This window comes from Amphritea sp. (assembly GCF_048266285.1).
Lineage (GTDB): Bacteria > Pseudomonadota > Gammaproteobacteria > Pseudomonadales > Balneatricaceae > Amphritea.
In genome coordinates, this window is the sequence record NZ_JBLWZV010000001.1 from 481,732 (window position 1) to 494,618 (window position 12,887).

A 12,887-nucleotide genomic window follows, 5' to 3' on the forward strand; every position below is an offset into this window, starting at 1 on the left:
TATGTCCAGGCGTAATATTAAACGGCCGGCAGCTTTGCTGCTGGCCGCTTCGTTTATGTTGCTTGCCCTGTTGGGGTGCAGCAAACAACCTCAGATTGTTAGCCATCAAGGGCCTACAATGGGGACTTCTTTCTCGGTAAAATGGGTCTCTACTGATACCGCAGTGGATGCCATATTACCCGCCAAAATCGATCAACTTTTGGTTGATGTTAATCACAGCATGTCTACTTACCAAGATGATTCAGAACTCAGCCGCATTAATCAGATGTCGGCCGGTGAGTCTGTTATGCTATCGGTTGGTTTGACGCAAGTTTTAAAACAAGCTTTAGAGATTAGCCACACCTCAGGTGGTGCATTCGACGTGACCGTGGGTCCGTTGGTTAATCTGTGGGGCTTTGGGCCGGATGGTCGTATTATTCGTGCTCCCGCTGATGCCGATATTGAGGCATTACGTCAGCGGGTTGGTTATCAGTATCTGACGCTTTCGGGTGAGCAACTTACCCGTGAACGAAATGTCTATATCGATCTATCCGCTATCGCTAAGGGCTATGGTGTTGATCAGGTCGCTGAGCTTCTTGAAGCGGCAGGTGTTAACGCTTATCTGGTTGAGGTGGGCGGTGAGTTGCGCGCTAAAGGTGTTAAGCCTGATGGTCGTCATTGGAAAATCGCGATTGAAGCGCCTGTTTCCGGTGAGCGTATTGTTCAGCGTATAATTAAAGTCAACAATATCGGTATCGCCACTTCGGGCGATTACCGTAACTATTTTGAGGAAAACGGGGTCCGTTTTTCCCATACGATTAATCCAGTGACCGGCAAACCAATAAATCATAAGTTGGCGTCAGTCACCGTATTGGCTAAGGATTGTGCCACGGCTGATGCGCTGGCAACTGCGATGATGGTGTTGGGTCCTGATAAAGCAGAAGCCTATGCTGAGCAGCAGGGCGTTGAAGCATTAATGATTGTTAAGTCTGGTGAAGGCTTTGTAGAAATAATGACGCCGGGATTTAAAGATTATCTGGTGGAGTGAGGACATAGTATGAGTACGATGATTTTAACCTTTGTAGTGTTGTTGTTAGTGGTCGCGGCCATGTCGGTTGGCGTGATGATGGGACGTAAGCCGATAGCGGGTTCCTGCGGTGGCCTTGCTGCCGTTGGTATCGATGAAGAGTGTGCTATCTGCGGTGGTAATCCTAGTAAGTGTGAAGAAGAGCAAGATAAGCAGAGCCGCAAGGAAGAGCTAGCTGCGCTGGCGTATGACGCTAAATCTGGACGTTAATTTAGTTAATGCAAGCATGTTTGGCATCTGTCACTCGGTTTCGCTGTTACGGTTGGCGCAAGGCGCTATTGAGCTGTCGTGACCCGAGATAACATGCTCGGTTCCATCCTAAAGAATATAGAACAATTAACAGATAGCAGGGGAAAGTGATGGCTGTATATGACTATGATGTCATTGTAATTGGATCGGGTCCGGCCGGCGAAGGTGCAGCAATGAATGCTGCCAAAAAGGGCCGCCGGGTTGCTGTGATTGAGTCACAAAATTCGGTGGGCGGAAACTGCACTCACAAAGGGACTATTCCATCCAAGGCGCTGCGTCATTCGGTTAAGCAAATCATCGAATTCAACACCAACCCCATGTTCCGGGATATCGGTGAGCCGCGTTGGTTCTCCTTTCCTAAAGTGCTTAAGCGTGCGGAAAAAGTTATCTCCAATCAGGTTATGATGCGCACTAACTTTTATGCACGCAACCGTATCGATCTCTTCTTTGGTGAGGCGGAATTCGTTGATAAAAACACGGTTCTGGTATCCGGTACGGTGAAAGGCGATGAAACCCTGCGAGCGAAGAATATTATTATTGCAACCGGTTCACGCCCTTATAAGCCGGATAATATCGATTTCACTCATCCGCGTATCTATAACAGCGATACTGTACTGACGTTGAGTCATACACCCCGTACACTGATTATCTATGGTGCTGGTGTTATCGGTTCAGAGTACGCCTCTATCTTTAGTGGTTTAGGGGTTAAGGTTGATCTGATCGACTCGATGGATCGGCTGCTATCCTTTTTGGATGCTGAAATTTCTGATTCATTGAGTTATCACCTGCGTAACAACGCGGTAAAAATTCGCCACAATGAAGTTTATGAAAAAGTAGTCGCCGATGAGCGTGGTGTCACGCTGACTCTTCAGTCCGGTAAGATGATTCGTGCAGATGCTTTCCTTTGGTGTAATGGTCGTAGTGGTAACACTGACATGCTCAAGCTTGATAATATTGGCCTTGAGGCTAATGGTCGTGGGCAGATAGAAGTTGATGAGCATTACCGCACTAAAGCTGAAGGTATCTACGCCTGTGGTGATGTGATCGGTTGGCCTGCACTGGCTTCTGCGGCGCTTGACCAGGGGCGTGCAGCATCCTCTGATATGCTAAAAGCGGATGATTTCCGTTATATTAATGATGTGCCTACTGGAATCTACACTATCCCTGAAATCAGCTCAATCGGTAAAACTGAAGAGCAGTTGACCCAAGAGTGTGTGCCCTACGAAGTGGGGCAGGCCTTTTTCAAAGATACCGCGCGGGCGCAGATTTCCGGTGAACCGGTTGGGATGCTGAAGATTCTCTTTAATCGCGATACCCTAGCGATTCTAGGTATTCACTGTTTCGGTGACCAAGCGTCTGAGATCGTGCATATCGGTCAGGCGATTATGAACCAGCCGGGTGAGGCGAATACGATTAACTATTTCGTCAATACCACCTTTAACTATCCGACGATGGCAGAAGCCTATCGGGTAGCGGCAATTGCCGGCCTCAACCGTATATCTAATCTCTAAGGCTCTTTCGAGCGACAAAAAACCGCCCAATGTGGCGGTTTTTTTATTTCCGTATCGCTGATCACGGGCTTATTTGATCATCGTTACTTGGCCTTATCGTTGTGTTTTTCTGGCTCTTTATAAAAACCATCTTCGTAATATTTACCGGTGACGCCGAGTTTTTTCTCTACCCAGCGGTTGTAGTATTTCCAGAGAAAGAAGCCGGGGGTCATACCGATCATAATGCCTAGCATTAAGCCGGAGCCTGCGTATTTTACCGGTAACTGTGAGGTGATCCAGTCGTAAAAGCCTGTACTATCGATGAGTAGATAGTAACCGGTCAGCAGCAGTAGGCCGAAGCCGGTTGCTACATGGTGTAGCAGCTTATTGTGCGTCTGGGGCGTTGCTGCGCCGGGTGTGTTTGCGTTCGAATCGTCGGCCATGAGGTCGGTTATCCCAAGTAGCGGTGGGCTCTGAGGCTCGGCAAAAAAGGTTGTGGATCTATCTTAAGATCACTGCGCTCTAATCTGCTGCGTGTCTCTGGAGGTGTTAGCGGAGGCTCATTATACGCAGGCAAACATGGATTTTCACTGTTCAAGGCAATAATAATCGGTAGTGAGGTATTGCGGGCCTTGCGTGCGACTTGGTCTTGGTTTTTCCAAATCATATTGGCGCGCATGACCGGCACTTGGTTTTGAATCTGCGCCAGCATATCTCCTGGGCGAAGGTTGCCCACCGCTTGCAGTTGTTGTTGGATGTGGGGCTGGCTAACATCCATCTTTTGGAGCTTTAGTTCAGCCTCAGTGGGTGTCAGTTTGCGTATGCTACGGCCGCTGGTGTACCAACTAAACCCAATTTTGTCTGGGCATTGCATTAGCAGTGGAATTTGGCGATAGCACTGTTTTAGATGAAGCCTTGCAGCACCATGCCGATGTAGCAGTGCCGCAATTTTTTCACTGCGTTGGTGCAGTTGTTCCAGCAGGTCAGTTGTTTGGCTCAAACGATACTGGGTAGCTAGGCGTTGAAAATCTGCTTTAGCTTGGTTGAGCTTGAGGGTGGCATCTATTAGTTGTGAATCTGCGCCAATAATGCCGTGCTGACTCAGCGTGGTGCGACCGTCTTGACCATCTTGATACCAGATGTCGGTACAGAGTGCCGCCGCTTGGGGCAGGTTTCGGGCCGTAGGGCCCGGTAACCAAAAGGGTAGAGTGCTTGCGGATAGTTGTTGTGAAAAAATCAATAACGCCTGATGCAGGCCGTTCAGACTATCAACGAGCTCGACGGCGCTAGTATTGCTCATCCGTCGCTCATCCGTCGCTCATACGGCCACGGGTTTGGCTGGTGAGAATATAACGAGCAACGGTCATACGACTGCTCTCTGGCATTTCACTAAATTCGACGCCTATCTTGTATAGACCGTCGTCATTCTGTTCGCCACAATAGAGCGTCTGTCCATAGAGTAATAAGCCGCTATGAGTCTCTTCAAAAACTACTTTTAGGGCGAGATAGCTTTTCAGTTCAACCGGCTGGGTGCTGTTGAAGGACATGCCGCCTTCACTGAGGTTGATCTCTTGGGCGGTGAGGTTCTCGAATTCAACTTCGCTTTTTGCAACCGCATGGGCAATGGCGTCGATTTTTTCATTCATCAACTCGAGGTAGGAGGCGATCATCGGCTCTTTTTGAGCAATCTTGCGTAGCTGATAACTGCTATCGTGATTGCATTCTTGAAGTTGTGTTAGCAACTGAAAGAAAGGCGATACCTGAAATTGAGTCGGAAGGCGTCCGTGTTGCATCTCATCTTCGGTGATAACCTTATAGTCTACCGCTACCTTGCCATTAATACGGAAATACTGACGTCGTTCCTGATTCAAAATTACAGCCCTCGAGATTTTGTCACTTTAACTGAGTATAGCGAATATTATTCTGATTTTGTTAGAGAAATTCATCCGTCTGTGATTTAATCCTCAGCCATGTTTAGACCATTCTCTTTGTACGTTGGATTGCGGTATACCGCAGCCAAGCGGAACAATAATTTTATCTCATTTATCTCGCTGGTCTCAATGTTGGGGCTGATGCTGGGTGTCGCTGCGCTGATTGTCGTACTTTCGGTCATGAACGGTTTCGACCGAGAATTGAAAGATCGTATTTTGGGGATGGTACCCCATGGAACAATCTCTGATTACGGCAAGCCCCTAGAAAATTGGCAGGCAGTCGCTGAGAAAGTCAATCAGCAGGCAGGCATTGTTGGCACTGCACCTTATATACAAGCGCAGGGTATGCTGACGAATCGTGGGGTCGTACGCGGTGTCTTGATCAATGGTATTGAGCCGGAGATGGAAACACAGGTCTCTATCCTAGGCAATCATATTAAGGCCGGTAGCCTGTCGGCATTGCAGCCTAAGAGCTACGGCATCGTACTGGGTTCTCTGTTAGCTCGCTCAATGGGAGTTAATATTGGCGATAAAATCACCTTAGTGTTGCCTGAAGCATCGATTAGTGTGGCCGGGGTTATTCCCCGGTTAAAGCGCTTTACGGTGGTTGGCTTGTTTGAAGTGGGGGCCGAGTTGGATGCTAATTTGGCCTACATTCATATTGCCGATGCGGCTCGCATTAAGCGGATGGATAGTGGTGTCGATGGGCTGCGGCTGCAGTTTGATAATTTGTTTGATGCGCCTCGTCGTATTAAGCAGATCATTGCCGACCTAGGTGAGTTTTATCGTGCTAGTGACTGGACCCGGACCCATGGAAATCTGTTTCAGGCGATTCAGTTAGAAAAGAAAATGATCGGCTTACTGCTGTTTTTGATCGTCTTTGTGGCGGCATTTAATATTGTTTCAACGCTGGTGATGGTGGTGACCGATAAGAAAGGTGACATTGCTATCTTACGGACTCTCGGCGCAACCCCTGGCTGCATTATGCGTATCTTTATGGTCCAGGGGACAGTGATTGGTGTAATGGGGACGCTGCTAGGTTCTCTGCTTGGTGTGGTTCTGGCCTTAACGATCACTGATCTTATCGCTTGGGTTGAACACACTTTTGGGATTCAGTTTCTTAGTGCCGATGTTTACTTTATCAGTTATCTGCCTTCGCAATTGCAGTTAAGTGATGTGCTTGTGATTATCTCCGTAGCGCTCAGTATTAGTTTCCTCGCGACTATTTATCCTGCTTGGCGGGCATCCCGCACACAACCAGCGGAGGCATTGCGTTATGAGTGATCTGGTATTGCAGTGTCTTGATCTAAAAAAACACTACGGTGATGGTGATATCAGGGTTGAAGTTTTGCGGGGTGTTCAACTTGAGGTTAAACGGGGTGAAACCCTCGCTATAGTCGGTAGCTCAGGCTCCGGTAAGAGTACTTTGTTGAATATGCTCGGTGGCCTCGATCTACCGAGTTCTGGTGATGTTCGTGTCGATGATCAATCTCTGTTTGAGATTAGCGAGCAGGCACGGGCCAAGCTGCGTAATAGTTCGCTCGGGTTTGTCTATCAATTCCACCATCTGTTGGCTGAGTTTACCGCCCTTGAAAATGTTGCAATGCCGCTATTAATTCGTGGTGAAGCGATTGATAAGGTACGTGAGCAATCGGCTACGATACTCGATTCGGTTGGTTTATCGCACCGGTTAGAGCATAAGCCATCGATGCTTAGTGGTGGTGAACGACAGCGTGTGGCGATTGCTCGGGCGTTGGTGACGAATCCCGCCTGTGTCTTGATGGACGAACCTACGGGTAATCTTGATCGTTATACTGCGCAAGAGGTGCAGAGCTTGATGAACACCCTTAATCGCGAGTTTGGTATCTCTTTTGTGGTGGTGACTCATGATTTAGAATTGGCGCATAAGCAGGGACGAGTGGTTGAACTAAAGGATGGTTTGTTGCAGCCCTCGACCATGTAATGCTATTTTTTTTTGCTACTAGCGTGATTTGAGAAGCCGGAACTTATTCCGGCTTTTTGTTTTCTGAATGGGGTGTTTTAGACTCGAGTGACGGGGGTGCAGAGGGGGCGGGTTGTTCTGCTTTTGTTTTGCGCAGTGTGAATTTGCGACCTTTACGGTTGCGCCAGCTTTTATTCACATGCCATACCCAGAAGCGTTGCATGAGTAAATAGCCTAAGGTGCCGCTAACGATAGCGCAAACAAGCGAACCGACCACTAAGGGCAGCCAGATATGATCGATTTCTGCTTTCAGCCATTCGAGACTGACTTCAAAATCGATGGCGACAACATCGACGCCAATAATTAAGGTACCAATCCAATAAGCGAAATAAAACATCGGTGGAATAGTGAGTGGATTGGTAAGCCATACGAGGCTCACTGAGATCGGCAAGTTACTGCGGACAAACAGGGCTGCCACCGCAGCAATGAGCATCTGCGATGGTAGCGGAATAAAAGCACAGAAAAGCCCCACAAAAAACGCCCGACTGACTGACTTGCGTGTCAGGTGCCAGAGGTTTGGGTCATGTATATGGCTCCCCAACCAGCTAAGGTAGCGGTTGGCTTTGAGCTTTCGCTCATCTGGCATAAATTTTTTTATAAGTTTGCGCGGCATCAGGGTGGAACTTATAGTTAGCTGATGGGGGGCTAATTATGCCTCCTTCAAACCATTAAGCCAACCGGTAATCAAGGATGATTGGTATAGCGTTAGGTGTGTTGTTGGTTGCTTGGCTGCCGCAACTGTCTTCATATTGGGTACTGGCGGTACTGAGTATGGTGCTGCTGGTTTTATGTCTACCTGTTTGTCAGGTCGTATTGCGGCCTTGGCTATTTAAGACGCGCAGGCACTATTGGGATCAATTAGTTGTTCGTTGGCGTGTACAAATTGCGGGTGTGCTGCTGGGGGTGATCTATGCATCAGGTTGGGGGTATTACAACCTGAGCCAGCGGATGCCTCTCGATATGCCCGCACAGACCATCACCGTTGAAGGGCTGGTGAGTCATTTACCCGAAACCATGCCAGGCATGAGCCGATTTCGCTTCGACGTGGAGAGTTATTCTCCAGCTTTAGTCGATACTGATTTAAAACACTTATTATTGAGTTGGTACAATCCCGATCAAGAGATCATGCCTGGTCAGCGGTGGTCGTTGGTAGTGCGGTTGAAACCGCCACGGGGGCTAATGAACCCCGGTAGTAGCGATTATGAAACGCGACTATTTGCCGAGCAGGTAAATGCTAGGGGTTATGTGAAGCGTGCTCAACTGCTCAATAGCGCTAATGAAACCGGCCAGTATCCATTGGAAAAGTGGCGCTACCAGTTCGCGCAATGGTTAACGCAGTTGTCGTTGGCCGCGCCCACCGATGCTACGATCAGAGCGCTGGTGCTTGGTGACAAGCAGGGTTTGCAGGATGAGCAGTGGCAGATGTTGCGTCAAACTGGCACGGTTCATCTGGTGGTCATCAGTGGTTTACATATCGGTATCGCCTGTTTATTGGGCTATGGGCTGGGTTGGTTTTTGCAGCTTAGTTTAGGGCGTCTTATGCCCGCGTCGACTGATATTCGTGCTTATCGCATAATCCCTGCGTTATTGTTGGCGTCGGGCTATGCGTTGCTGGCGGGTTTTAGCATTCCCACTCAGCGAGCCTTAATTATGTCGTTGGCGATGTTGTTACCGGCCCTCTTTAATCGCCATGTCGGTATTTGGCAGCGTTATCGATTGGCGCTGGTTATGGTGTTGTTGCTTCAGCCGCTGAGTTTTTATCAGCCCGGCTTCTGGTTGTCGTTTGCGGCCGTAGCCGCGTTGTTCTTAACGGTTAACCAAGAGGGTAGTCGTCGGCCTATTGCCACTATTTTGGCCACTCAGTGGGCGGTGTTTCTAGGCTTGTTGCCGCTGTTGTTGCTCTGGTTAGGGCAGGTAGCACTGCTTGCTCCTTTAGTTAATCTGTTGGCTATCCCGCTATTAACGTTTGTGTTGCTGCCCGGTGTAATGCTGGGGTTGCTGCTAAGCCTTGGCGACTCCAGTGTGGGGGTGGTTCTGTTAGATGGATTGATCAATTATTTTTGGCAGTTATTGGCATTCTGCTCACCGGCTGGTGGGATGTTGAGCGGTCATCCGGCAATGTTTGCTGTGATGCTGGGGGTCATGGCGGCAGCCCTGTTGATTTTGCCTCGCTGGCTTGGTGTTAGGTCTTTTGGTGTTTTTTTGCTGCTGGGATTAATCTTTCCGGCAAAACCGTCACTCAGGTCAGGTGATTTTCGAGCGACTGTTGTCGATGTTGGGCAGGGGTTGTCGGTTTTAATAGAAACAGAAACGAAAACCTTAGTTTTTGATACCGGTGCGGCTTATAACGGTCGTAGTATTGCTCGATTTACGTTGCTGCCGTTATTGGCAAGCCGTCAAATCGAGCGGATTGATCGTGTCGTCCTGAGTCATAAGGATAATGACCATGCTGGCGGCTATTCGGCGCTTAGCGAGAGCGTTGCCATTGGGGATATTCAGACAGGTAGTCCTAAATTGTTACGCAGGTTATCGGCCCAGCGCTGCGTATCAGATGATAGCTGGCAGTGGGATGGCATCCGCTTTCGCTATATTCAACCCGCCCGCTTAGCGGTTGTTAATGAGAATAACCGCTCCTGTGTTCTGTTGGTGGAGTCTGAGCATTGTTCGTTGGTCATTCCCGGGGATATCGAAAGCAGCATTGAGTCACAGATTCTTAGCCGATATCCTGATTTGGACGCTAACTGGTTGGTTGCGGCGCATCATGGTAGTCGTTTTTCAAGTTCGCCAGAATGGCTGGCGCGACTTGATCCGCAGCAGGTTCTGTTTAGTGCGGGCTTCGATAATCCCTATGGACATCCGGCAGAAGCGGTAACTCAGCGGTTGGATGACTTACAGTTACCTAGTTTGAATACGGCAGAGAAGGGCGCGCTGATCCTGGAGAGCAATGCCAACGGTTGTTTGACTCATGCCTATAGAGAGCAGAAAAAGCGTTACTGGACAGCGGGTTAATCACTACTCTGCCGTCTGACTCTATGCTAGAGTATGGGCCGATCCAAAGGAGGAATACTGGTGTTTGAATTGATTCAATCGGGTGGTTGGCTAATGCTGCCAATTATCGCCTGTTCTATTTTGTCTCTGGCTATCTGTCTAGAGCGTTTTTGGGTGTTACAGAAAAAGCGCGTAGCGCCAGCCAACCTGTTGTCCGATGTCTGGACGATGGTGCGTAATGGCGAAATGACACCTGATCGATTGCAACAGATCCGCAGTGAGAGCTTCTTGGGGCAGATTATGGTGGCCGGTTTAAATAACTCCACCCATGGTCGGGAGATCATGAAGGAAAGTATCCAAGAAGCAGCCCAGCATGTGATGCATCAGATGGAGCGGTTTCTGAATTCTCTGGGTACCATTGCAGCGATTTCACCCTTGCTGGGGTTGCTCGGTACTGTTATCGGTATGATTAAAGTTTTTGCTGAAATCATGTTGCAGGGCACGGGTAATGCCAATGTACTAGCCGGTGGTATCTCCGAGGCGTTAATCACTACGGCGGCAGGCTTATCCATCGCCATTCCTGCGCTGGTGTTTCATCGTTATTTCCAGCGTCGTATTGAGACGTTGCTCATTGAGATGGAGCAAGAGTGTCACAAACTGGTTGAAGTTGTTCATGGCGACCGTGAAGTAGATTTCGAGTAATCCATGAGCCGATTGAAATTCAGACGAAAACAAGCGGAAGAGGTTTCCGTAAATCTGACACCCTTGATTGATGTGGTGTTTCTACTGCTGATCTTTTTTATGGTATCGACAACATTTACTAATGAAACCCATCTGCAGATCAGCTTGCCTGAAGCGGATGGTGAGGCCGTGGAATCGAAGGCCGATACATTGGAAGTGTTAATCAGTGTTGATGGTGCTTACACACTGAATGGTCAGAGTTTGTTGAATAGTCAGCCGGAAACCCTGCGCCGAGCCATTATCGATCAGGCGGGGGATAACCGTCAGTTGCCCTTTATTATTTCTGCCGATGCTAAAACGCCGCATCAGTCCGTGGTTACGGTGATGGATGTAGCGGGAAAGCTCGGGTTTGCTGGGCTTAGCATTACGACTCAGCAGCCGGCTGATAAGTAATATGGGGTTGGAACAGGCTTGGTATAACGGCCGTCGTTGGCCGCTATTGTTACGCCCACTCGAGCGGGTCTTTTGTTATCTAGCTCGTCGCCGTCGACAGCAATATCGGGATGGCATTAAACAAAGTTGGACGGCACCGGTGCCGGTTATCGTGGTTGGTAATATCTCGGTAGGGGGGACGGGTAAATCTCCCTTGGTGATCTGGCTGGTCGATTATCTTCGACAACAAGGTTATAAGCCGGGTGTCATTAGTCGTGGTTACCGGGCAGCGCCGCCAACGTCTCCTTTCTTTGTTACAGTCTCATCCTCAGCGGCAGAAGCCGGTGACGAGCCGCTGATGATCGTGCGGCGCACTAAGGTGCCACTGGTTATATCCCCCAACCGGGTTGCTGCTGCGCAAGCGCTGTTAGCGCAGACGCAATGCGATGTGATTATTAGTGATGATGGTTTGCAGCATTATGCTTTGAATCGCACCGTTGAAATAGCGGTGGTTGATGGGGCGCGGGGGTTCGGTAATGGCCGGTGCTTACCTGAGGGGCCGTTAAGAGAACCTGTTACGCGGCTTAAAGAGGTCGATCTGATTGTGGTGAATGGCGCTGCGCCGGACGTACGGCTGGAGCCTGATGCGGCGAGTAAAGCATTTACCATGTCTTTGCAGTCGGGGAAGTTGGTCTCGTTGGTTAATCACGCCAAGCTAGATCCATCGTCGTGGCGTGACTCTCGCGTAGTTGATGCGGTTGCGGCGATCGGGAATCCGGCACGCTTTGCACGCACCTTAGAACAGCTAGGCTTTCAGCCGCAGCTTCACTCCTTTACTGATCATCATCAATACCGTTGCAGTGATTTTGATTTCACGCCTAAACGTCCCTTAATTATGACTGAAAAAGATGCCGTAAAGTGCGATCATATAGCACTGGATAATGCTTGGTATCTTGAAGTTAATGCTGCGCTGGATAACGGGTTTTCTGCTTCACTCGAGGCTATACTGAAACCCGCAGGGCTGGCGACACGTCCCATAGAATAACGTTTATTATAGTATTTCACACAGAGGCATCTAAGATGGATAAGAAACTACTCGATATCCTGGTTTGCCCGGTATCTAAGGCACCGGTTGAATGGAACAAAGAAACCAATGAATTGATCTGTCGCAGTTCCGGATTGGCTTACCCCATTCGTGATGATATTCCGGTTATGCTGGAAAACGAAGCGCGGACATTGACCACTGAAGAGCGTCTGGAGAAGTAGCTATTATGGCTTTTTCTGTTGTTATACCCGCGCGTTTCGGTTCTTCCCGTTTTCCTGGTAAGCCTTTGGCGGATATCGCCGGTAAACCGATGATTCAGCATGTCTATGAGCGGGCTATTCAGAGTGAGGCGCAACGGGTTATTGTTGCTACCGATGATCAGCGTATCGCCGATATTGCCAAGGGGTTTGGTGCTGAAGTGTGTATGACCTCTGCTGACCATCCATCAGGTACTGATCGATTGCAGGAAGTGGTTCATTCGCTGGGTTTTTATGCCGACGATATTGTAGTCAATGTGCAGGGTGATGAACCACTTATTCCGCCACGGATTATTAATCAGGTGGCGCATAATCTCGGTGCAGTATCGGACGCTAGCATCGCGACGCTCTGTGAGCCGGTGACGGATATTGACTCAGTTTTAAACCCTAACGTCGTTAAAGTCGTTGCCGATCAAAATGGTCGAGCGCTGTATTTTAGTCGCGCACCCATTCCTTGGCCTAGAGATGCTTTTAATAGTGAAGCAGGCCAGCAGGTAATGCCGGAAGGTGTGAATTTCCAGCGCCATATCGGCATTTACGCTTACCGGGTTAAGCTGCTGAATGATTTTGTTCAATGGGCGCCAGCGCCGGTTGAAGAGACTGAGTGTCTTGAGCAGTTGCGGGCAATGTGGAATGGTGCCGTCATCCATGTCGAAGAGGCAGACGAACTGCCGCCAGCGGGTGTTGATACCCCTGAAGACCTTGAGCGGATTCGCCATCTTTTTGAAAGCTGATTAGCGGAGGAG

The 12,887-nt window shown here is 49.1% G+C and carries 15 protein-coding genes; 11 read left to right on the top strand and 4 right to left on the bottom strand.

Features of this window, described 5'->3' with window-relative positions:
* Position 1: 1 nt before the first annotated feature.
* The 3 genes from ACN0T0_RS02310 to sthA all read left to right on the top strand — a co-directional run bounded on the left by ACN0T0_RS02310 (position 2) and on the right by sthA (position 2,826).
* Positions 2 to 1,027 (top strand): FAD:protein FMN transferase, encoded by a 1,026-nt coding sequence (locus ACN0T0_RS02310; protein ID WP_417222782.1) that lies wholly within the window; start codon positions 2 to 4, stop codon positions 1,025 to 1,027.
* A gap of 9 nt (positions 1,028 to 1,036) precedes the next feature.
* Positions 1,037 to 1,276: a (Na+)-NQR maturation NqrM gene (nqrM, locus tag ACN0T0_RS02315; protein WP_417222785.1), complete on the top strand. Its 240-nt coding sequence runs from the start codon at positions 1,037 to 1,039 to the stop codon at positions 1,274 to 1,276.
* 149 nt (positions 1,277 to 1,425) lie between these two features.
* The gene (gene sthA, locus ACN0T0_RS02320) at positions 1,426 to 2,826 is read left to right on the top strand and encodes a Si-specific NAD(P)(+) transhydrogenase (protein ID WP_417222788.1); all 1,401 of its coding nucleotides are present in this window, start codon (positions 1,426 to 1,428) and stop codon (positions 2,824 to 2,826) included.
* Between the two features lie 83 nt (positions 2,827 to 2,909).
* Here sthA and ACN0T0_RS02325 read toward each other — a convergent pair whose 3' ends face one another.
* From ACN0T0_RS02325 to ACN0T0_RS02335, 3 genes are read right to left on the bottom strand one after another with little or no spacing between them, the layout of a single operon-like run.
* Entirely contained in the window at positions 2,910 to 3,248 is a 339-nt protein-coding gene (locus tag ACN0T0_RS02325) for a hypothetical protein (RefSeq protein ID WP_417222790.1), read from the bottom strand.
* A gap of 8 nt (positions 3,249 to 3,256) precedes the next feature.
* A complete protein-coding gene (locus ACN0T0_RS02330; RefSeq protein WP_417222793.1) occupies positions 3,257 to 4,105 on the bottom strand; it encodes a DNA replication terminus site-binding protein in 849 nt (282 codons plus the stop codon).
* 7 nt (positions 4,106 to 4,112) lie between these two features.
* Positions 4,113 to 4,676: a PilZ domain-containing protein gene (locus ACN0T0_RS02335; protein WP_417222796.1), complete on the bottom strand. Its 564-nt coding sequence runs from the start codon at positions 4,674 to 4,676 to the stop codon at positions 4,113 to 4,115.
* Positions 4,677 to 4,775: 99 nt separating this feature from the next.
* On the opposite strand from ACN0T0_RS02335, the gene ACN0T0_RS02340 reads away from it, so the two are divergent.
* Positions 4,776 to 6,020: a lipoprotein-releasing ABC transporter permease subunit gene (locus tag ACN0T0_RS02340; protein ID WP_417222799.1), complete on the top strand. Its 1,245-nt coding sequence runs from the start codon at positions 4,776 to 4,778 to the stop codon at positions 6,018 to 6,020.
* Entirely contained in the window at positions 6,013 to 6,699 is a 687-nt protein-coding gene (lolD, locus tag ACN0T0_RS02345; RefSeq protein ID WP_417222802.1) for a lipoprotein-releasing ABC transporter ATP-binding protein LolD, read from the top strand. The genes ACN0T0_RS02340 and lolD overlap by 8 nt, the downstream gene beginning before the upstream one ends.
* Before the next feature lie 43 nt (positions 6,700 to 6,742).
* Here lolD and ACN0T0_RS02350 read toward each other — a convergent pair whose 3' ends face one another.
* Positions 6,743 to 7,324, bottom strand: a complete 582-nt coding sequence (locus tag ACN0T0_RS02350) for a DUF2062 domain-containing protein (protein WP_417222804.1) — start codon at positions 7,322 to 7,324, stop codon at positions 6,743 to 6,745.
* Positions 7,325 to 7,428: 104 nt separating this feature from the next.
* On the opposite strand from ACN0T0_RS02350, the gene ACN0T0_RS02355 reads away from it, so the two are divergent.
* Genes ACN0T0_RS02355 through kdsB form a run of 6 tightly spaced genes read left to right on the top strand, consistent with a single transcriptional unit; the run spans position 7,429 to position 12,875 of the window.
* Positions 7,429 to 9,747 (top strand): DNA internalization-related competence protein ComEC/Rec2, encoded by a 2,319-nt coding sequence (locus ACN0T0_RS02355; protein WP_417222806.1) that lies wholly within the window; start codon positions 7,429 to 7,431, stop codon positions 9,745 to 9,747.
* 60 nt (positions 9,748 to 9,807) lie between these two features.
* Entirely contained in the window at positions 9,808 to 10,428 is a 621-nt protein-coding gene (locus tag ACN0T0_RS02360) for a MotA/TolQ/ExbB proton channel family protein (protein WP_417222809.1), read from the top strand.
* Positions 10,429 to 10,440: 12 nt separating this feature from the next.
* The gene (locus ACN0T0_RS02365) at positions 10,441 to 10,860 is read left to right on the top strand and encodes an ExbD/TolR family protein (RefSeq protein WP_417223383.1); all 420 of its coding nucleotides are present in this window, start codon (positions 10,441 to 10,443) and stop codon (positions 10,858 to 10,860) included.
* A 1-nt stretch (position 10,861) separates the two neighbouring features.
* Positions 10,862 to 11,884, top strand: a complete 1,023-nt coding sequence (lpxK, locus tag ACN0T0_RS02370; protein WP_417222812.1) for a tetraacyldisaccharide 4'-kinase — start codon at positions 10,862 to 10,864, stop codon at positions 11,882 to 11,884.
* 35 nt (positions 11,885 to 11,919) lie between these two features.
* Positions 11,920 to 12,105 (top strand): Trm112 family protein, encoded by a 186-nt coding sequence (locus ACN0T0_RS02375; protein ID WP_417222814.1) that lies wholly within the window; start codon positions 11,920 to 11,922, stop codon positions 12,103 to 12,105.
* 5 nt (positions 12,106 to 12,110) lie between these two features.
* Positions 12,111 to 12,875, top strand: a complete 765-nt coding sequence (gene kdsB / locus ACN0T0_RS02380; RefSeq protein ID WP_417222817.1) for a 3-deoxy-manno-octulosonate cytidylyltransferase — start codon at positions 12,111 to 12,113, stop codon at positions 12,873 to 12,875.
* Positions 12,876 to 12,887: the final 12 nt, after the last annotated feature.